Source organism: Vibrio sp. Vb1127 (assembly GCF_033338735.1).
Lineage (GTDB): Bacteria > Pseudomonadota > Gammaproteobacteria > Enterobacterales > Vibrionaceae > Vibrio > Vibrio alginolyticus.
Map to the genome: position 1 here is coordinate 15,852 of NZ_JAWOTF010000019.1, position 21,209 is coordinate 37,060.

A 21,209-nucleotide genomic window follows, 5' to 3' on the forward strand; every position below is an offset into this window, starting at 1 on the left:
GGCATTAAAGAGAGGCCATAACCATCGCTTTACTGAATAAATGCGTTCGAATTCAAAGCTTCACGAAACGATGTCTGCAACGCGAATCAAAAATGCTACACACGTAAGTTGAAATACGATTTGGGTTCTAGAGGGTGACTCAATAGATCACAATGGTATTAGACTTTAATCAAAACATTAAAGCGTGCTATTCTAATACGCTAAAATTTTATATATCCAGAGTGAAACGGAGCACATCATGGCCAGCCGTGGAATTAACAAAGTTATTTTGGTGGGGAATCTAGGTAACGACCCTGAAATTCGTTACATGCCGAATGGCGGTGCAGTAGCAAACATTACTATTGCGACTTCTGATTCATGGCGTGATAAAGCGACTGGCGAACAGCGCGAAAAAACGGAATGGCACCGTGTTGTGTTGTTCGGCAAACTTGCGGAAGTAGCAGGTGAGTACTTGCGTAAAGGCTCTCAAGTTTACATTGAAGGGCAACTGCAAACTCGCAAATGGCAAGATCAAAGTGGCCAAGATCGCTACTCAACTGAAGTCGTTGTTCAAGGCTTCAATGGTGTGATGCAAATGCTTGGCGGTCGTGCTCAAGGTGGCGGCGCACCAATGGGCGGTCAACAGCAGCAACAAGGTGGATGGGGTCAGCCTCAACAGCCAGCTCAGCAGCAGTACAATGCGCCTCAGCAACAGCAACCACAACAACAGGCTCCGCAGCAATCACAGCAGCAGTACAATGAGCCACCAATGGATTTTGACGACGATATCCCGTTCTAAATTCTGCTTATGCTTGAATCGAAAAGGCCGCGAATATCGCGGCCTTTTTTATTGTCGCAATCTAATGATCTCACAGGCTTATCTTGGCAAGGTTAGGCGTAACAATAAAACTTATCAATGAGTGTGATTTTCTTTATGCTCCAGCCTCTCACTATCAGACTAATCCGATTGTTTGATGAACTCTTATCAAGTATAAATATTTCAATAAGGTATATGATGAATAAAAAAGGAATTTGGTATTCATGAGGTATACCCCAACTCTTAAGTTAAGCACACGGCTGGTGGCCTTTGTCACCATGATCGTTATCTGCGCCATGTTTATCTTGTTTGTCGGTGGCACCCTCTCTTTTAAACGTCTTGGGCAGGAATATCTCACCCATTATTTAGAAGGGATCGTAGAGGTGGTCGACAAGGAGATGGAAGATCCTGACGCCGCTTATTCTATGCAGCGCTGGATGCCGAAAATGCTGCAGGCTTCCAATATTGTCGAAATGACGTTGTCGACTAACAACGCCGTTGTTTATCGCTTCAAAGATACTTCTCATCAAATGGAAGCGTCAGTCTTGTTTGAGGCAGAGTACCAGCTGACTCACAATCAAGATTACACGATTCACTTTAAAGCAATTCCCCCTTACTTAGGTTACAGCTACTCAATGCAGGCGCTTTGGTCGATCACGCTTGCCGTGATATTGATCATCTTCTGCTTAATGCGCGGCGTGGCATGGCTTAAGGAGCAATTAGAAGGCTCCGAAATGCTCGAAGAGCGAGGCAGAATGATCCTGGCTGGTAGGGTGGAGCAGTATGCCAAAGGTGACAAAAAAGAATGGCCTTACACCGCCAGTGAAGCGCTCGATGTATTAATCGAAGAGTTACAAGATGCGCGTCAAGAGCGAAGCCGATTTGATACCTTTATTCGAACTCAAACCTTCCTTGATAAGCTAACCGGTACCGCTAACCGAGTGTTATTTGATAGCAAGTTGGAATCGGCGTTACTAGAAAGTGGGGCTCGCGGCGCCGTGTTGCTAGTGCGTATTCAAGACTGGAAACTGGTTGAAGAAGAGCAAGATAAGCAAATTACGGATGAGTTTATTGTTGAAGTTGGGAGTTTATTGTCCAATTTAGTTCAACGATACCCAGATGTTGTATTTTCCCGTTATTACGATGCTGATTTTGCGCTTTTTCTACCGCACCAAAGTGCGAAAGATGTGGCTAACCTTGCCTCGCAATGCATTCGCCAGTTAGAAAAGTTAATGCCGCCAGAGCCACTTGATCCAGACAACTGGTGCCATATTGGCATCACCACTTATAAAGAAGGTGAGCGACACAGCCAAATCATTGATGAAGCCGAGACTGCTTTGCGTAGTGCGCAACTACAAAATAACAATAATTGGAGTCGCTTCAAAAAATGGAACCACGATGAAGAAGCTCGCGGAAGTGTGAGGTGGAGAACGTTATTTGACACAGCACTTACACCTGAAAGTGTGATACTCTACGCACAATCTGTGCACCCAATAAGTGACGCGACGCATAAAAAATCATTATATGAAGAGTTAACATGTCGGATTCGCGATCCTGAGAATGGGATTGTTAAAGCGTCTCGGTTCATTTCTGCGATCAGACAGGTTGGTTATGAAGCGCAAATGGATAAGTCGGTTATTAATAAATTCTTAAGAGAGTTTAAGGACAATTTTGATAACTCAAGATCGTATGCGCTCAATTTGAATGTAACGCCATTTTCTAACCGAGAGTACTTTAAATGGTTTCGTGATGAACTCTTACAGTTGTCACGTGAGCAGAGAAAGTGTCTCAGTTTTGAGTTTGTTGAAGCACAATTTGTAAGACACTTAGACTTTATGCGACCAGTCGCTAAAATGCTGGCCGGTTTAGGGTGCCACTTAATGGTTGGGCAGGCTGGGCGTACCATCGTCAGCACTCACTATTTAAAAGAAGTGGACATTCGTTACCTTAAACTTCATCGCAGTTTAGTAGCAAAAATCGACCAACGACATGAAAACCAGCTATTTGTCCGCAGTATGCTAGGTGCGGCGGCAAACAGTAAAACTAAAATTATAGCAGTGGGAATTGAGAATCAGAACGAGCTCAACACATTAATTGAGCTCGGGGTTTATGGTGGGCAAGGGCGTTACTTTTCTGCGGAGCAGCAGTTTCTTCCTCGTCCCCAAGCGTTGCCGAATTCTCAATCAGAATCCCAAGTTAAATTGGGAAGACGAAATCGCTGGCGGAAAAAATAAAGATAATAATCATGGATTTCAAAGCACTATTCGACAAGCTTAAGCGATCATCTAGTGGTGATCGCTCCTGCTTTTTGGTTATTCAGCCAGACGCCGTTTATTTATCATCTTCAATCAAAAGTAGTCGTCCATACCAATTTGATATTTCTGAGTCCAATTGGGAAAAAGCCGTTGAGCAAGCATTGAGCGTTGCAGCGAGTGCGTATGATTCATTAACGGTTATTCTTTCTCATAACTATTACCAGATGTACCAAATCGACAAACCAGTCATGCCGCGTCAAGAATGGCCAGCCGCATTACCGTTTTTGTTGAAAGAACTGATCTCTGAGCGTGCTATCGACATTATTGCCGATGCGGTCGAGTTACCGAATTCAACCAAAGTGCAAGCATACGTCTTATCGCGAAAAATATTGGATAAGATTGTGTTACTGGCCAGTCGAGCCCAGTTACCATTAGAGGCCATTCTTCCTGAAGACGATATTTGGGGAGAGACTGCGGGTGAACTAGGAAACTTCCTATTATTACAACGCAGTGTGCGTGGTCATTTCCGTATAAGCGCTTTTGTCGAAAATACTATTGCGTTCCACCGCTCTATTCGCAGTGTGACGCCACCGTTAACGGGGGTTCCGTCTAGCGATTTACAGATGGACAGTCTGTCGTTAGAACTGCAACGTTCGATTGATTATCTTTCATCTCAGTTACGCCACGTGCAATTACATCAATTGAAAGTGTGCTGTGATGAAGAGGATGAGAGCGAGCTTGTTCAGGCTCTGAACTACCGTTTAAGTACTAAGGTTTCACCGTTATTACCACCAGAACATGAGCTATCAGGACATGTTTTGGCTGACACTGCGGCTACTTCAAATACTCGACGCGTCAACTTATATCCCGATTACTTAAAGCCGAAAAAAGAGCTCCTGACGCTAAAAAATATCGCGTTATCTTGGGGCGTTGCGGCGGCTGCAATTCTATTTTCTTACGGTTATGTCACTTGGCAGAGCAGCGGTTTGGAAGATGAGATTGCTATTGTAAAAAGTAAAGGCGATATCATGAAGTCAGAGCTTGAACGTTATCAAGTCAAGCTACGTAAACATCAACCTGACAATAATAAGCTGGCAGCTAAAGCCCGCTTAGAGCGTGAAGTCAAGGCGAAGCGAGACTCGCTTAAAGCTGTCGGGAAATACGATGACTCGCAACGCACGGGTTACTCTGGCGTGATGCAATCATTAGCGAAGCTAGGAAACCAAGAAATTTCTTTGTCCGAAATTCGAATCAATACCCATACCTTAGACCTGAAGGGGCTAGCGAAAAAACCGAGCTCAGTGCCAAATTGGGTCAGCCAATTTAAAAACGAAATTAGCTTGGTTGGTCGAACGTTTGACGACGTCAAAATAGGTCGAAATGATAAGGATATTGTGACGTTTGAACTAAAAACGCGCGAGGATAAAGAGAAATGAACGAATTCTGGCTCTCATTAGAAGGGCGCTTTGGCGAAATGAGTACGCGTGAAAAAGTGCTCACCGCATTGTGCGGTTTAGTTGTCGTGATCATGTTGCTCTTTACGCTGGTATTGGAGCCAAAGCTTAACGAGATCATCAGTAATGAGAGGCAACTAAGTAATTTAAAGCAAGCCAATCAAAAGATTGAAATCGATACGCTACGTATTCAGGCGCAACTTAAGAAAGATCCAAATGCTGAGATTGATCGCGCGATATCTAATCTGTTAGCTGAGAGTCAGCATCTTTCGATGCAATTAGCGGAGATCATCGAGCATCTTATTACACCTTCGCAAATGGCTGAGCTGCTTGAAAATGTGTTGGAGCAGCAAAGTGGCATTCACCTTTTGTCTCTGCAAACCTTGCCATCTGAGCCAATAACGGAAGATAAAGAAGCATCGCAATACTCTGGTTACTACGTGCATCCTGTTCGTATGGAACTGACTGGTGACTATTTTTCTATTGCTAATTATCTGAATAAATTGGAGAGCCTTCCTGCGAGTTATTACTGGCGCAGCTTTAGTTATAAAGTCGAAGAGTACCCGAAAGCGAAGCTTGTGTTAGAAGTCTACACACTAGGATCTAGAGAGGAGTTTATTGGTGGTTAACAAACTCATCATCTCATTGCTTGTAATGGCAGCGGTAGGAACCGCTTGGGCAAACCAAGACCCAACGGCCCCACTTGGTTGGGAAAAACCAGCGGTTGAAACGTCAGCGAAACCAAAAGTTAAACGGTACCGACTGCCTAAGCTCAACAGTATTGTGTGTAAGCCAAGTACTGATTGTATCGCGATTATGGATAACAAACTTGTCGAAAAAGGCGAGCTATTTAAGGGTTATCGCGTCGCGAGCATTAATAGTGAATTTGTAACTTTAAAGCGTGGTAACCGTCAGTGGGACCTAGAGCTTTTTGATTTAAACGTAAAACAATAATAACCAGAGCCCGATCAGATATGCGCAAATTAGTTGTAGGAATAACGATTGCTTCTTTAATGGGATGTTCAATGGGTCATCGGAATCCAGTGGAAGTTAAAGAAGCGCTCAATGAATCGATCAATCAAGCGAACAGCCGCACATTGGAAGAAATCCCTTCTTCTGTTGAGGCAGACTTGATGCCAAATTTAGACTCGAACGTTGCATCAGAGCAAGGCACCTCGAAGCGTTTTCGTATTCAAGCGAATGCGGTCGATGCAAGAAGCTTTTTCGCCTCGTTGGTGAAAGGCACAGAGTACAGCGTGGCGATTCACCCATCGGTACAAGGTAATATCACTGTCAACTTGTCAGATGTGACATTGGATGAAGTTCTGAATGTCGTACAGAATATGTATGGCTATGACGTGGTGAAGTCTGGCAAAGTTATTCAAATCTACCCAGCAGGTATGCGTACTGTGACCATTCCAGTCGATTATCTACAGTTCAAGCGTTCTGGTCGCTCATTAACCAGTATTGTTACGGGCTCTGTAACCTCGGCTGGTACGTCTAATTCTGGTGGTAGCTCAGACAGTTCTGACTCGTCAGACTCTAACAATGGAAACAACAACGATAGCTCGACCACATCTACGGGTGGTACACGCATTGAAACCATCACTGAAAGTGACTTCTGGCCGATGCTGCAGCAAGCTGTTGCGAATCTAATTGGTTCAGGCAAAGGGCAAAGTGTGGTTGTAACGCCACAAGCGGGAGTTATTACGGTTCGAGCATTTCCAGATGATATTCGCGAAGTACGCGAGTTCTTAGGTGTATCGCAGGAGCGCATGCAGCGCCAGGTCATTCTTGAAGCTAAAATCCTAGAAGTGACGTTGAATGATGGCTACCAACAAGGCATCAACTGGTCAAACTTATCGGCGTCAATTGGTAACTCGGGTAGTATCGTAGTCAACCGCCCTGCGTCGACATTACCACCATTGGATGCGATTGGCACGCTATTGGGCGGTCAAACCAACGTGACGATTTCGGATGGTAACTTCAATGCCGTGTTGAGCTTCATGTCTACGCAAGGTGACTTGAACGTCCTTTCGAGCCCTCGTATTACCGCTGCCAACAACCAAAAATCTGTCATCAAGGTCGGTACTGATGAGTACTTTGTTACAGAGCTATCGAGCAATGCAGGCAACGGTGAAAACTCAAATGCAGTTCCTGAAGTGGAACTGACGCCATTCTTCTCGGGTATTTCCCTCGATGTGACTCCGCAAATTGATAACAAAGGCAATGTGTTCCTGCATGTTCACCCCGCAGTTATTGAAGTCACGGAAGAAGTGAAGCAATTGAACTTGGGCGGAGATTTCCAAAACATCCAACTGCCATTAGCGAAAAGCTCTATTCGTGAATCAGACTCGGTTATTCGTGCTAAAGATGGCGATGTTGTGGTTATCGGCGGGTTGATGAAACAGCAAAATCGTGAGCTTGTTTCTAAAGTCCCATTTTTGGGCGATGTACCAGCACTGGGGCATTTGTTCCGCAACGTGAATAACGTAACTGAGAAAACAGAATTGGTCATCTTGCTAAAACCGACCGTAGTTGGCGTGAACTCTTGGCAGAAAGAGCTAGAGCGCTCTCGTGATCTGCTGCAAGAGTGGTTCCCAGATGCGCAATAAGCGCTGGGAAAGGTTCTGTTTTTCAATAGGTTTGTGATTCGAGTATGTACTTGTCACACTTTGGATTCCGAGTTCAGCCTTTTTCGTTAACCCCAAATACAGAAATGTTCTTGGGGTTAGTCCCTCACTATGAGGCGATCCAAACCATCCTAGCTGCCGTGCAAATGGGAGAAGGGGTGATTAAGGTGACGGGAGAAGTAGGCACTGGAAAAACCATGGTATGCCGTAAGCTGATCGAGCAGATTGAATCTGAAGTTGAGCTTATTTACTTACCCAATCCAGTGTTGAATGGGGAACAGTTGCAGTTTGCTGTCGCCAGAGAGTTGGGTATCGAGAACGATGATCCGCTGCGTATCGTTTCCCTCATTCAAGAGCACTTGATTCAAGTACATTACTTGGGAAAGAAAACCGTCTTGATCGTTGATGAAGCGCAAGCTCTTTCCCCACAAGCTTTAGAAACATTACGTCTATTTGGCAATCTAGAAACGGAACAAGATAAGCTCATTCAATTGGTGTTATTCGGACAACCTGAGTTGGATGAAAGATTGGCTAACCATGAGCTAAGGCAATTTCGTCAACGCATTACGTTTAGTTGCCAGTTACGTCCTCTCTCTATCGATGAAGGCGTGGCTTACATCAATAATCGTTTAGATAAAGCAGGCAATGGGGCGCACATTTTTTCTATTGAACAGAAAAAAGCGATTTGGCGTTCATCCATGGGGATTCCGCGCTTGATAAACCAAATTAGCCACAAGTCGTTGCTTGCTGCATTTAATGAGCGTTGCACACTATTGAAAAATCATCACGTTTACGCCGCTATGCACGATACGTTTGATGCCCGTAAACCTAAGTTTAAAACACCCGTATTTTGGGGATGGAGTCAACCTTGAGTGCCATCAATAAAGCATTATCAGAACTTGCTGAAAAAACATCGCCGTCAGAGCTTACTCGTGCGGAGATTCCAAGTGTCTCACGCAGTAAACCTTGGCTTTGGCTTGTCGCCGGTTTTTCGTTAAGCCTTGCGGTTGGTAGCTGGGCGGTCTCTCGCGGTCCTGTCCCTTCAGGCGAGCTATCACAGTTTCAAACCGACGCTATGCCACTGTCGTCTGTGAATGTCTCACCAATTGTTTCATCGGAGCGCACTCACTCGCCAACGAGTAAAATGACGCCCGATACAACTCAAGTGGTTTACACCAAACTAGCCACACAGCCGGTAGCGCAACAGCCTCACATGCAAGAGACTGATAGGTTCACGCCAAGATCTGAGATAAATATCGCCTCTGATGATGCAGTTTTACTCGCGCAGTTAGCAACGATGCCGAGCGAGGAGCAATACGATCACGTAACCCACACAACATCAGAAAACAGCTCAATGCGTATTGAGCAGGTTGAGCTTACTCACCGCCAATTATCTCTTAAAGCGGTTAGCCGAGCGGAAAAAGCACTGGATGCTAACGATATGCAAACGGCGTTATCGGCTTATGCCGAGGCGTTGCGTTATGAGCCAATGAATGCAGACACGCGTCAAAAGTTATCAGCGTTGTACTTTGGTAAAGGTGACACGCGTAAAGCATATGAGATTATTCAAGAAGGTATCAACCTAGATACGAACAACCAAGTACTCCGCTTGGCCTTGTCTAAGTTGTTAGTGAAAGCTAATCAACCTGAAGCGGCGCTGAGCCCGCTTGTTCATTTGCCTCCAGTACCAAGTCGAGATTACTTGGCGATGCGTGCGGCATTGGCACAAAAACACAAGCAAAATGACATTGCGCTTGAGAGCTATCAACTCCTCACTCAGCGTGAGCCGGAAAACGCGCGCTGGTGGTTAGGTTTGGCTATTCAACAAGAGCGCGCCCTGGCTTTTACTGCCGCGATTAACTCTTACAACCAAGCTCTGGGTAAAGTTGGCATTTCGAATCAATCGCAAGCATTTATCCGTGACCGTTTGAGCATCTTGAAAGAGTTGGAGAGCGCACAATGAAAATTCAGTTGAGAAAACGCTTGGGCGATCTTCTGGTTGAGGAAGGTATCGTCTCTGAAGAACAAATCCAGCAAGCACTAAACGCACAACGCAGTACCGGGCAGAAGTTAGGGGATGCGTTAATTGACCTTGGCTTTATTACTGAAAAGCAAATGTTGGACTTCTTGTCTCAGCAGCTTGGTTTGCCACTGATCGATCTTGGTCGTGCGCCTGTGGATGCCGAAGCCGTGCAGATTCTACCTGAGGTACACGCACGTCGCTTACGTGCGATGGTCGTTGCTCGAAATGGGGACACACTGCGCGTTGCTATGAGTGACCCTGCGGACTTGTTCATCCAAGAATCATTGATGAACTTGTTGGGCCAATACAACCTTGAGTTCATTGTGGCTTCGGAGCGTCAGCTTATTTCAAGCTTTGACCGTTATTACCGCCGTACTAAAGAGATCGCCTCCTTTGCTGAACAGCTGCATGAAGAGCATAAAGATGTACAAAGCTTTGATTACGGTATTGATGAAGCCGATAGTGAAGAGGTTACCGTTGTAAAGCTGGTTAATTCCATGTTTGAAGATGCGGTACAGGTTGGAGCTTCGGATATTCATATTGAGCCAGACGATCAAGTATTGCGTTTGCGCCAGCGAATTGATGGCGTATTGCATGAAACGCTCTTAAATGAAGTGAATATTGCATCGGCTTTGGTTCTTCGACTGAAGTTGATGGCACACCTAGATATTTCTGAAAAGCGCTTGCCGCAAGATGGCCGATTCAATATCAAAGTTCGTGGCCAATCAATTGATATTCGTATGTCGACGTTACCAACGCAGTACGGAGAATCTGTAGTAATGCGCCTGCTTAACCAGTCCGCTGGTTTGCGTCCGTTAGAAGAGTCGGGCTTGCCGCCAGACTTGCTTGCTCGCTTACGTCGACAGTTGGCGCGTCCGCATGGCATGATTTTGGTTACCGGGCCGACAGGTTCCGGTAAAACCACCACGCTTTACGGCGCATTGAGTGAGCTCAACGAACCTGGGAAAAAGATCATTACAGCAGAGGACCCGGTTGAATATCGTCTGCCTCGCATCACTCAGGTACAGGTTAACAGCAAGATCGATCTAACTTTCTCGCGTGTTCTTAGAACCTTTTTACGTCAAGACCCAGACATCATTCTTGTTGGTGAGATGCGTGACCAAGAGACGGTAGAAATTGGTCTGCGAGCTGCACTAACGGGTCACTTAGTATTGAGCACTCTCCACACCAACGATGCTGTCGACAGTGCGTTACGTATGATCGACATGGGTGCGCCGGGTTACTTGGTTGCTAGTGCAGTCAGAGCTGTGGTAGCGCAGCGTCTTGTGCGCCGAGTTTGCCCCGATTGTAAAACAGAAGACCACTTAGATGAGTCTCGCCAGCAGTGGTTAGCTGGGCGTTTCCCAAATCAAGTTAGCACCATTTTTTATAAAGGCGCAGGTTGCCAAAACTGTAATTTGACTGGTTATCGAGGCCGAATCGGTGTGTTTGAAATGCTCGAACTTGAGCAAGAGATGATGGATAAGTTGCGCGCTAATGATGCGGTTGGCTTTGCGCAAGCCGCGCGCCGCTCAGAAAACTATAAGCCACTGCTTGCTTCTGCAATGGAACTGGCGCTACAAGGCACCGTCAGTTTGGACGAAGTGATGACCCTAGGTGAGGGCGATGCTTCTGGTAAGACTGATCCCATTTTCATATAGGTAAGTGAATGCCAACTTTTCGTTATCAAGGCCGCACGCTAGACGGCTCATCCACTAACGGCAAAATCGAAGCAGTGAACTCAGAAGCTGCGGCGGAAGCTTTGATGAATAAAGGGGTCATCCCGGTCAATATACGGTTAGAGAAAGAGTCGGCAAAAAGCCAAGTGAGCTTATCTAAGCTGTTTGTGCCTGCTATTCCGTTGGAAGTAATTATTCTTTTCTCTCGCCAGTTGTTTAGTTTGACTAAAGCTGGCGTACCTTTGCTGCGCTCTATGCGTGGCTTGTTGCAAAATTGCGAAAACAAACAGCTCAAAGAGGCGCTAGAAGATGTCGTTTCTGAACTGAGTAATGGCCGAGGTTTGTCTTCTGCGATGCAGCAACACAGTAAAGTATTCAGCCCACTGTTCGTTTCTATGATCAACGTCGGTGAGAATACGGGTCGGCTTGACCAAGCGCTATTGCAACTGGCGAATTACTACGAACAGGAACTTGAGACTCGCAAACGCATTAAAGCGGCGATGCGTTATCCAACGTTTGTCATTATCTTTATCACCATCGCCATGTTTGTATTGAATATCTTGGTGATCCCTGAGTTTGCATCGATGTTCACGCGCTTTGGGGTTGAGCTACCATTGCCGACGCGTATTTTGATCGCGACTTCTAATTTCTTTGTTAATTATTGGGTGTTGCTGGTTGTGGCAATGATTGGCGCGTTTACGGTGTTCAGAGCGTGGGTGGCGACGGCTGATGGTCGGGAGAAGTTCGATAAGTTTCGGCTTCGGCTGCCAATTGTAGGCGATATCGTTAATCGTGCGCAGCTTTCTCGTTTTGCCAGAACCTTTTCGTTGATGCTGAAATCAGGGGTGCCACTTAACCAGTCTTTGGCTTTGGCCGGGGAAGCCTTAGGGAACCGTTTTTTAGAAAACCGAATTCTTGAGATGAAGTCCGCGATTGAAGCGGGTAGCACCATTTCAGTGACGGCCATCAACAGTAAAATATTCACCCCATTGGTGATTCAGATGATTGCAGTAGGGGAAGAAACTGGTCGTATTGATGAGTTGCTGCTGGAAGTGTCGGATTTTTACGATCGAGAAGTTGATTACGATCTAAAAACACTGACCGCAAGAATAGAACCATTACTTTTGGTGATTGTAGCAGGCATGGTCATGGTGCTGGCATTGGGTATCTTCCTACCAATGTGGGGAATGCTCGACATCATCAAAGGCGGCTAATAGGTGGTTGAAAATCAAAGCCGAGCAACGCTTATTGTATTTGGGGTTATTGCTACGATTATGGCGGTGGGTTTGGCGGTCAAATTACGTCCTGTGACCGAGCAAGCACAAGTAACTGGAGCGAAGTTAGCGAGAGTTTGGATGCAAGATAGTGTTCAGCGTTATCGTCAAGCTTGGCTAGTACAAGGCGAGCCAGAACATATGCTGATGGATGGCTTAAACCTTACTATGACTGAGGGCGGGTTAGTGTCTCCCTTTACTCAGCAAGGTGTATTAGATTGTGGTTATTGGCTAGCGGTGCATTACCCCCAACGTAAAATAATGACCAACAAGTTAATAGATATCAGTGGAGCCATCAAAACTGATCGTTATGTCTGTCAATACACTTATGAAAATGGTCAGTCGATTGTAGTTATCTCAACTGCTAATCAACTGAAAATAGACGTCGAAATATCGGCGGAGTGATTTTTTTGACACCTAAGCACTATAATTGGTAATGAAAGTCGGTATAATGCAATCATAACCATAAGTAACAGGCTGTAATAGTGGGTAAACAATAATGTGTTTTTCTCATTGCAGCATGAACTGAATAATGGCGAATCGTCATTCTGCTCAAGCGGTAGATACAGTATCCACTTCACGGTCAGTTTTAGTGAAGGTTGCTGCCCCAAACCGTTTTGACAATATCCAAAATGGTCGCGTGACCTAAACGAAACTTTGCAGTTGTACTGCATGCTTACATAGAGAGAGTAAACAATGAAAAGACAAGGTGGTTTCACCCTTATCGAATTGGTAGTGGTAATTGTAATCCTAGGTATTCTAGCGGTAACTGCAGCACCACGTTTCCTTAACCTACAATCTGATGCACGTGAATCAGCTCTTCAAGGTTTGAAAGGGGCTATGGATGGTGCTGCCGGTATTGTATTTGGTAAAGCGGCTATTGAAGGAAAAGAAGCCACATTTGGTCAAACGTTAGAAAATGGTATCCAGACGGACTTTGGTTATCCAAAACCTGATACTAACGGCCTAGTTAAGGCAGTTTCTGGTCTGAATGAAGATTGGGCATGGGCATCAACAGCAAGTGCTTCGGGTGCAGTGGGTACATTAGTTGCTACTTTCCCAACTTCTACGCTGAAAGCAGGCGGCACTGACAATACTGTAGATAAGATTAAAGAGACAGAATGTTACGTTACTTATACCTCTGCGTCAGGTAAAGGTATCGATGAGGGTGCTAAAACAACAGTAACTGACACTAAATGTTAATCAGTTAAGAAGTTCCTTTAAAGGTCAGCTAGTCTGACCTTTATCTCTTTATTTTGGTTAATCTCGGAATAGTTCATATGCGTAAATCATCGGGCCTTAGTGCAATAGAGTTTGTCGTTGTGCTGATTATCTTAGGTGTGATCGGTTATGTGGTATTACCAAGATTTATCAGCTTTGAACCAGAAACTTACGAAGCGAAGTGGGAGCAAACCAAGCAGACCGCTGAGCACGTTTCTGAAACGCTGAGCAATAAAGAAACTTACGATCGAATTGAAGAAGAGATTGGCCGTTCAAAAGAGTAAAGTAACTAGACATTGGTTATTTGTTCGTCTGTTCACACTTCGAATCGAAAAATTATAAACCTATCATTAATCTCATAATTTCATCGTATACTTATCTCGCTTGCTCTAAGCCTAAGGTTGGGTTATGAAAATTCGCAGCTCTGCATTAGGGTTCACGTTAATGGAGTTAATCCTCGTGATTGTTCTCCTCTCCATCCTTTCACTTTTTGCAGCCAGCCGTTTTATGGGCTCTGGCAGTTTTTCTGCATATGCATTACAAGAACGTGTGATTTCTGTGATTCGCCAAGTGCAGGTGAATCGTATGCAGTCGAATGCTACAAGTCCTGATAACAACTTTCGTTTACAAGTTTCTAGTTCATGTGTTGGTTCGGTTGCTGCCTGTGCACTAACAGGCAGTGCACGAGATGCTCGTAGTGACGTGGTTATCGATAAGTCCGCAAATTTTTCTGTTATCAGCGGTGCCGAAAATACAGTTAATTTTAACCTTCTCGGCAATCCTGTAAGTGGTGCTGTAAACATCTTAATTGAAGATAAACATGGTCGAAGCCGCTGCCAAGTTGAAATTAATTCTCAAGGTTATGTTTCTAAAGGTACATGCTCATGAAGAAATCTAGTGGCATTACGTTAATAGAAATGATCATCGCGATTGTTTTAATGGGCATTGCGATGGTGGCGTTTACTTCTTTTCTTGTCCCTCAAATTCGAGACTCAGCTATACCTCATTATCAAACTCGTGCCGCTGCATTAGGCCAAGGTTTTATGTCTCAGATATTGTCGCGAGGCTTCGATGAAAACAGCGACTTTGATGGTGGCACCGTTCGGTGTGGTGAGAATGGAGTGAGCTGCACTGACGTAAATAAATTAGGTGCGGATAAAAAACTAGACGGTTCCTTGGAAACAACGCCTAGTGATTTCAATGATGTCGATGACTATATCGGGTGTTGGAGCACATCTACAACGGCTTCTCAGTGTGATGGTGTCCCTAGAGGGAATATTAGTGATGTACTTGGTGCGGACAGTACTGAGCAGTACAAAAACTTTAGATTAGAAATTAGCGTTGCCTATGATGATCTGACGGATAAAGCTCCCGATGAAATAACCGAATACAAAAAAGTAACATTAAGGATTTTTGCGGGGAACACGCAGCCCCTTACTTTAACAGCTATTAAGGGGAACTACTGATGAAAGATCGTGGTTTCACCTTAATGGAAATGATAGTTACGATTGTGGTCGGCAGCTTCATCATGTTGGGGATAGCTGGGTATGTCCAGTTAGGAATGAAAGGTTACGCTGATACTATCGATCGCCAACGAATACAAACACAGGCTCAGTTTGTTTTAGAAAAGATGACCCGAGAAATCCGCCATGCTGTACCTAATAGTTTTCATGTGCCAAAAGGAACAACTAATTGTCTAGAGTTTGTGCCGATTGAATATTCTGGTTTTTACACGTTTAAGAATAATGATTTAGAGTTTTTGCTAGGTAATGACTCAACGCTTAATCCTATTCCTGCGAATCGCAGGATGGTGATAAATCCGAGCCGATATGAAGATTTACAATCAACTTCTTCGCGAAATATAGCCATTGGTGGTTTAGCTAAAACAGGTAAGGTTTTTGTTGTTAGTGGGGGGGCAAGTACGATTACGGGATCCTCTGTTTCTAGCCGTCTTTATATTTATCAAGAGAAGTCGGAGGTTCGCTACTGTTTTGATACCAAGCGAGTTACGCGAAATGGTATTACGGTTGCGGATAGTGTCGATTCGTCCGTAAGTGGTATGCGTTATCTAGAGCCAACTCTGCAACGAGGTGGTTTAGTTCATATCAATTTAGAGTTTGAGCAGGATGGTGAACGTAGTGTGTATCAACAAGATGTGCAGGTGCTCAATGTCCCATAGAAGAAACTCCAGCGGAAATGTACTAATCATCGTGTTGTTCGTCATTATTGTAATGGGATATTTGGCTTCCTCTTTAATGAAAGTGACATGGTCGAATCAAAGCGGATTAACAAGAGAGTTTTTGGGAACAAAAGCTTGGTTTGTTGCTCAGTCTGCAAATGAGTGGGCATTGACAAGGTTATATCCCATCAATGGTACGAGTGATAGCGTCGCGACAATCTGCACAAATACGGTAAGCGGTGCAATGCCTAATGTCACACAAGGGACCGGATGTAGGCTTAGCCCAATGAGTTGTGTAGATTTAGGCACTTTAAACTTAGGAACACCAGCAGCAGAGTCACTATTTAGGGTGCAAGCTACGGCCGTTTGTGGCTCGGGCTTATCGCAAGTTGAGCGCCAGCAAGAGATTTGGGTTCGGGAGTAATAACAAGAATGAAAAAACTGATTTGCTTAGCCTTGATATGTATGATGAGTACGGCGAACGTTCTCGCTAAGGTTCACGATATTACGCCAAGTTGGGACTGGGTGAGGTGGGTCCCTGAAGGTGCAAGCGATTTGTGTGATAACGGTAGTTACCAAGATCGATTTAATTTTTTTGTTAGGCCTACAACCTACGTATGCCCGAACGGACTCACGTTGAATAACGGCGATACTATTGTGTCTGATAGTAAAATGACGATTCGTGTACGAGGTACTATTCAACTCGCTGGCAACAACCAGATCGGTAAATCTAATGCTCATATTGACCTTATTAACGAGACCAGCGATGTTATCGGAGATAACGGTGGCTATGATATTTATGGTGATATTGAGTCGCACGGTAAAATTCAACTTAAGAACCGATCGCATGTTTATGGTTCGATCTTGTCCACGCATGGGGAGGTTATTCTTTCTCAAGCGGTTATTGAAGGAAATGTTACGAGTAAAACGAGCACGATAAAAACCGAACAAAGCGACAATATCATTCGCGGTAACGTTGAAGCTGCTGGAACGGTTACGTTGAAGCAAACCCATGTCGAAGGTAGCGTGACAAGTATCGGTGGTGAGGTGAAAACTGAGCAAAGCGGGAATGAAATTCAAGGTGATATTTCTGCATCAAGCCGGGTTACATTAAATGAAACAAAGGTTACGGGTGACGTTACCAGTAAGGGCTTAGAGGTTATTTTAGAAGCCAATAACCAAGTACACGGAAATATTCTCGCTCTACATAAAGTCGATATTAAAAACTCATTGGTTTGTGGCCGGGTAGAATCAACAGGTAGCGAAGTATCGTTGACTAACTCTAAACTCGATCAAAATCGAGGTGTTTATACTCTTAGTGAAGCGATTCAGTCCCACGGGAAAGCCACAGTAAAAAGCTCGACCGTCTGTGGTTCTGTTAACTCAAAATCACATTCTTACGAGTACAATGATAGTGACATTTATTGTGGTGTAGATGATCCCAACTGTCAGCCCCCCCAGACCGGAGAGTGCCCAATAGAGGCTGTAGCCTCACTTTGTCCTGAATTAGTTCCTGTTATTCCGCCAACACAGCAATGTTCACTATTACCAGAAGAAAACTTCAATTCAGGTTCATTGTCAAACTGGTCGGTGATGGGCTTTGGTACCAGTGACGAGCCCCATATCTCTGATGGACGTTTCATCTTAAACTCAAATAAACCAGAGCAGGCAACAGCCTCTGCATATAACTATATTTTTCCTTCAGATCAGAACTATTTAGAGATTGAGTTTGATCACAATGCATATGGTGGGAATGGTGCTGACGGTGTTGCGCTGGTGATTTCTGATGCGAGTGTCCCTCCTCAAACCGGGGCATTTGGTGGTCCGCTTGGTTACGGGATGAAGCTTCTAAAGAATCACTACCCTGAAGTCTCCAAAGATGTAGAAGGCTTTGCTGGTGGTTGGCTAGGTATTGGTATTGATGAGTTTGGTAACTACATTCGTGAAGGGAGCGAGAAAATCGTTTCAAATAGTGTTGCTGATAATGTTGGGGTGCGTGGACAGGGCGTCCAAGATGCGAATGGTAAGTGGTTGAAAGGTTATCCGTATATCACTGGCAAAAAATACAGCAGCTCGTTGGATAATCGAAAAGGTAAAGAGAAACTGCATCGTTATAAAGTAGTTTTAAATTCGCGTAACACCGATACGATAACGCTGGCTGTATTTCGAAAAGTCGGAAAAAATGGCGGATGGGATCCTGTTATCGAAGAGTTTAACGTTTTGGAAAAAGGTGGTTTTAACTATATTCCAGATAACTTCCGTCTGTCGGTAACGGCATCCACAGGTATGCTTACCAATACGCATGATATTGATAACTTCCGAGTCTGTGCGGACAAGTACTCGCGATTAACAGATGGTATTCATCATTTCGAGTTTGACTACTCAGGCTCAGGCAGTACGTGTCAGGCTTCTGATGTGACACTTAGAGCTTGTATGAATGAAAGTTGTTCTGAGCAATATCCTAGAGATGCATACGATGATGGCAGCTTAACGCCTCTCTCTGTCACTTTACTTCCATCTACTGGCAATAATGTTGCCAACTGGGTTGGTGGTACAAATGTACAGTTTGAGAATGAAACTCAGCTTGAGCTGCAAGGTTCAAGAGCTGGCGATATTACTTTGGGTATCGATCAAAGTTCCGTACCACAGTTTGGCTTTGAAGGGGCACGATGTCGAATTAATGGCGGGCCACTATCTGCTAACAACTGTAATGTAACCTTCGCTTCAAATGTGCTTGCGGTGAATGTTAATGATGTAGTTGCTAGTCGCGAAACTACGGGGGAGGACTACCTATCGTTTTGTTCAACTCGAACTGAAGACGGCGGAGAATCTCGCGGTGTTAATATGTCGATTGATTATGAAGTGGCACCGATCGATAGCTCTCAACCTGTCGTGATTTCTTACAAGAAAAAAGTGAAAGATCAGGCTGTGGAATGGAGTTCAAATGTCGAGCTAACCAGAGCTAATAAATACCTGCCTAATGTTTATTTTGATGATGAAGGCAAGGCATTCTTTAAGTTGAGATACTCTGAAGCTGGAAAGGTCAAACTTAAAGCCAGTGTTGAAGGTGTTGATGACTCGGATGGATTCGGCAGCTTCGTTAGTTTTCCTTCAAAACTGAAAGTTACTGCAAAGAGTGGTGATAAGAGCGGAGAGTGCACCAACAGTGAAAATGGCTGTTCTTCGGGGTTTGTTGCTGCTGGTGAAGTTTTTGAGTTAACCATCTCGGCATTGCAAGATGATGATACGGTTGCTGAGAACTATCAAGAGAAGACTATTACGGTTAGTAATAAAGTGAAGTACCCGTCTAATGGTTCATTAGCCAAACTTCTAAATGAGAAGCTACCAGAATCAAGTAAATGGTCTCGTGGCAGTGTGACGTTTGATCAATCGGTTTCAGAAGTCGGTGTTTTCGAGCTTATTGCTGAGGCACCAGTTGCTAAAGATGAAAATGGCGATGATATTGGCACATCTCTATATCTTGGTAGTAATGCATTTAAAATAGCCGATGGTAAGTCAACCATTGGGCGCTTCTATCCGGATTACTTTAAAGTCACCGGGACAGAGTGGACCTACCCTGATAATCAGAATCAATCTGTATATATGGGACAGAATTTTGAATCGGTTAAGTTTGAAGTCACAGCATATAACGCTAACGGTTACACAACTCAAAATTATGGTGGTTTTGCCAATTCTTTAAAAGCAGATTTGTATTTGGCTGGTGGTTACTCAGATAGACTTAGCATTTTGGATTCCGATTTGACTAGTGATAACTGGTCGGGAGCTGTGTGGAGCAAAACTTGGGATAACTCAGTTTATTGGCGTAAAGATTTATCTTTGCCGAGTCCCGATGGTCCATTTAATTCAAAACTACCGGCAGACAAGGATAGTTCCATCGAAACGTCTATTTCGCTTTCACTTAATAATAATGGAACTAAAGTATCTGGCTATGTTGATCCTACGATGTTCTTAAAAGAAGGGCAAAATAGCACTGAAGATAGAATGGTTTCGCAACAGCTACTATCGCAACCTGATGTCAGGTTTGGTCGCATAGCTCTGGATGATGTGGGAGTGAATCAGGGTAAATCTGTTAATATCCCCCTTAGAGTGGAGTATTGGAGAGATACCCGATTCGTTTTAAACAGTAAGGATAACGGGACAACAGTGTCCCCAACTCTAAAAAGCCAGGAGCCAGTTTGGCCTGATGATGGCTCCGACTGCGACATTTTACTTGAAGGCGTCAGAACGACGGTTAACGATGGTGCCATGCGTGAACTTATTGCTAAGCAAGAGCGCGCAGACTGTGGACGTCAACAAGCTGAAGTTTGGCTTAATCTCGACCCTAGTGGTAACAACCTCCCTTGGCTCAAATACGACTGGAACAATGATGGCTCCGAAGAAAACCCATCATCCGTCGTCACCTTTGGTATTCATCGAGGTAACGATCGCGTGATTTACCGTGGTGAGCCAGGGTTAACCGGACAGTAACAACTTAGGTTTTTGCCCTTAAGTTAGGAAACTGCAAGAAATTGAGGCTTTCTGCTCATGTTTGTGTACCAATACCTTGCTGTGACAGCGAGGCATTGGTACATTTAGAGCAATTTTTGTCTTCTATATTTTTGCAGGATGAGCGAAGAGTATGTTTAAGAAACTTCGTGGCATGTTTTCTAACGATCTATCTATCGATTTAGGTACAGCCAACACTCTAATTTACGTAAAAGGGCAAGGAATTGTCCTTGATGAACCTTCTGTAGTTGCTATTCGTCAAGATCGTGTAGGTTCTGCAAAAAGCGTTGCTGCAGTCGGTCACGCAGCAAAACAGATGCTTGGTCGTACACCTGGCAACATTTCCGCTATTCGCCCAATGAAAGACGGCGTAATCGCTGACTTCTACGTAACCGAAAAAATGCTTCAGCACTTTATCAAGCAAGTGCACGATAACAGCATCCTAAAGCCAAGCCCACGTGTTCTTGTTTGTGTTCCTTGCGGTTCTACCCAAGTTGAGCGCCGCGCAATTCGTGAATCAGCACTCGGTGCTGGTGCGCGTGAAGTTTACCTAATCGACGAGCCAATGGCGGCAGCAATTGGTGCTGGTCTGCGCGTGTCTGAGCCGACAGGTTCAATGGTGGTTGATATCGGTGGTGGTACAACTGAAGTTGCGGTTATCTCTCTAAACGGTGTGGTTTACTCATCGTCTGTACGTATCGGTGGTGATCGCTTTGATGAAGCCGTGATCAACTACGTACGTCGTAACTACGGCAGCTTAATTGGTGAAGCAACGGCTGAAAAGATCAAACACGAAATCGGCTCTGCTTACCCTGGCGATGAAGTTCAAGAGATTGAAGTTCGCGGTCGTAACCTTGCAGAGGGTGTGCCACGCAGCTTTAGCTTGAACTCAAACGAGATCCTAGAAGCGCTTCAAGAGCCGCTATCTGGCATCGTCTCAGCAGTCATGGTTGCACTAGAGCAGTGTCCACCAGAGCTTGCTTCAGACATTTCTGAAAACGGCATGGTTCTGACTGGTGGTGGCGCGCTACTGAAAGATCTCGATCGTCTATTAATGGAAGAAACCGGTATCCCTGTGGTTATCGCGGAAGATCCACTAACGTGTGTTGCGCGTGGTGGTGGTAAAGCACTAGAAATGATCGACATGCACGGTGGCGATCTGTTCTCTGAAGAATAAAGGTTTAGGTGA

19 protein-coding genes are annotated in these 21,209 nt (G+C 44.7%); all 19 read left to right on the forward strand.

Translation table 11 applies throughout. From position 1 onward, the window contains the following. Positions 1-238: 238 nt before the first annotated feature. Positions 239-778: a single-stranded DNA-binding protein gene (locus tag R7H07_RS19265; protein ID WP_005381235.1), complete on the forward strand. Its 540-nt coding sequence runs from the start codon at positions 239-241 to the stop codon at positions 776-778. Positions 779-1,020: 242 nt separating this feature from the next. Continuing rightward, a complete protein-coding gene (gene csrD / locus R7H07_RS19270; RefSeq protein WP_005381201.1) occupies positions 1,021-3,030 on the forward strand; it encodes an RNase E specificity factor CsrD in 2,010 nt (669 codons plus the stop codon). Between the two features lie 11 nt (positions 3,031-3,041). Continuing rightward, a complete protein-coding gene (locus tag R7H07_RS19275; RefSeq protein WP_005387799.1) occupies positions 3,042-4,487 on the forward strand; it encodes a hypothetical protein in 1,446 nt (481 codons plus the stop codon). Beyond that, positions 4,484-5,134, forward strand: a complete 651-nt coding sequence (gene gspM, locus R7H07_RS19280) for a type II secretion system protein GspM (protein ID WP_005381197.1) — start codon at positions 4,484-4,486, stop codon at positions 5,132-5,134. Before R7H07_RS19275 ends, gspM begins: the two co-directional genes overlap by 4 nt. Beyond that, the gene (locus R7H07_RS19285) at positions 5,127-5,459 is read left to right on the forward strand and encodes an MSHA biogenesis protein MshK (protein ID WP_065274907.1); all 333 of its coding nucleotides are present in this window, start codon (positions 5,127-5,129) and stop codon (positions 5,457-5,459) included. The genes gspM and R7H07_RS19285 overlap by 8 nt, the downstream gene beginning before the upstream one ends. 20 nt (positions 5,460-5,479) lie before the next feature. After that, positions 5,480-7,120 carry a pilus (MSHA type) biogenesis protein MshL gene (gene mshL, locus R7H07_RS19290; RefSeq protein ID WP_005388471.1) on the forward strand — a complete coding sequence of 547 codons (1,641 nt, stop codon included), beginning with the start codon at positions 5,480-5,482 and terminating at the stop codon, positions 7,118-7,120. Between the two features lie 44 nt (positions 7,121-7,164). Further along, complete coding sequence (locus tag R7H07_RS19295; protein WP_053303467.1) at positions 7,165-8,010, forward strand: ExeA family protein; 846 nt, start codon at positions 7,165-7,167, stop codon at positions 8,008-8,010. Further along, positions 8,007-9,101 carry a tetratricopeptide repeat protein gene (locus tag R7H07_RS19300; protein ID WP_206959925.1) on the forward strand — a complete coding sequence of 365 codons (1,095 nt, stop codon included), beginning with the start codon at positions 8,007-8,009 and terminating at the stop codon, positions 9,099-9,101. Before R7H07_RS19295 ends, R7H07_RS19300 begins: the two co-directional genes overlap by 4 nt. After that, the gene (locus R7H07_RS19305; RefSeq protein WP_005381188.1) at positions 9,098-10,822 is read left to right on the forward strand and encodes a GspE/PulE family protein; all 1,725 of its coding nucleotides are present in this window, start codon (positions 9,098-9,100) and stop codon (positions 10,820-10,822) included. The genes R7H07_RS19300 and R7H07_RS19305 overlap by 4 nt, the downstream gene beginning before the upstream one ends. 8 nt (positions 10,823-10,830) lie before the next feature. After that, on the forward strand, positions 10,831-12,054 hold the full coding sequence (locus R7H07_RS19310) for a type II secretion system F family protein (protein ID WP_206959926.1): 1,224 nt from the start codon (positions 10,831-10,833) through the stop codon (positions 12,052-12,054). A 3-nt stretch (positions 12,055-12,057) separates the two neighbouring features. After that, positions 12,058-12,519, forward strand: coding sequence for a hypothetical protein (locus R7H07_RS19315; RefSeq protein ID WP_054579426.1), 462 nt, complete (start codon positions 12,058-12,060; stop codon positions 12,517-12,519). 291 nt (positions 12,520-12,810) lie between these two features. Continuing rightward, the gene (locus R7H07_RS19320; RefSeq protein WP_047103654.1) at positions 12,811-13,317 is read left to right on the forward strand and encodes a type II secretion system protein; all 507 of its coding nucleotides are present in this window, start codon (positions 12,811-12,813) and stop codon (positions 13,315-13,317) included. 77 nt (positions 13,318-13,394) lie between these two features. Next, the gene (locus tag R7H07_RS19325; RefSeq protein ID WP_199266800.1) at positions 13,395-13,619 is read left to right on the forward strand and encodes a type II secretion system protein; all 225 of its coding nucleotides are present in this window, start codon (positions 13,395-13,397) and stop codon (positions 13,617-13,619) included. 124 nt (positions 13,620-13,743) lie between these two features. Beyond that, on the forward strand, positions 13,744-14,223 hold the full coding sequence (locus R7H07_RS19330; protein WP_206959928.1) for a type II secretion system protein: 480 nt from the start codon (positions 13,744-13,746) through the stop codon (positions 14,221-14,223). Then, positions 14,220-14,801: a prepilin-type N-terminal cleavage/methylation domain-containing protein gene (locus tag R7H07_RS19335; protein ID WP_132937235.1), complete on the forward strand. Its 582-nt coding sequence runs from the start codon at positions 14,220-14,222 to the stop codon at positions 14,799-14,801. Before R7H07_RS19330 ends, R7H07_RS19335 begins: the two co-directional genes overlap by 4 nt. After that, entirely contained in the window at positions 14,801-15,514 is a 714-nt protein-coding gene (locus R7H07_RS19340; RefSeq protein ID WP_104979757.1) for a PilW family protein, read from the forward strand. The genes R7H07_RS19335 and R7H07_RS19340 overlap by 1 nt, the downstream gene beginning before the upstream one ends. Beyond that, positions 15,504-15,938, forward strand: a complete 435-nt coding sequence (locus tag R7H07_RS19345) for an MSHA biogenesis protein MshP (RefSeq protein WP_186584633.1) — start codon at positions 15,504-15,506, stop codon at positions 15,936-15,938. The genes R7H07_RS19340 and R7H07_RS19345 overlap by 11 nt, the downstream gene beginning before the upstream one ends. An 8-nt stretch (positions 15,939-15,946) precedes the next feature. Continuing rightward, the gene (locus R7H07_RS19350) at positions 15,947-20,002 is read left to right on the forward strand and encodes a DUF6701 domain-containing protein (protein ID WP_206959930.1); all 4,056 of its coding nucleotides are present in this window, start codon (positions 15,947-15,949) and stop codon (positions 20,000-20,002) included. 151 nt (positions 20,003-20,153) lie between these two features. Beyond that, positions 20,154-21,197 carry a rod shape-determining protein gene (locus tag R7H07_RS19355; protein ID WP_005381144.1) on the forward strand — a complete coding sequence of 348 codons (1,044 nt, stop codon included), beginning with the start codon at positions 20,154-20,156 and terminating at the stop codon, positions 21,195-21,197. The last annotated feature ends 12 nt before the right edge of the window (positions 21,198-21,209 follow it).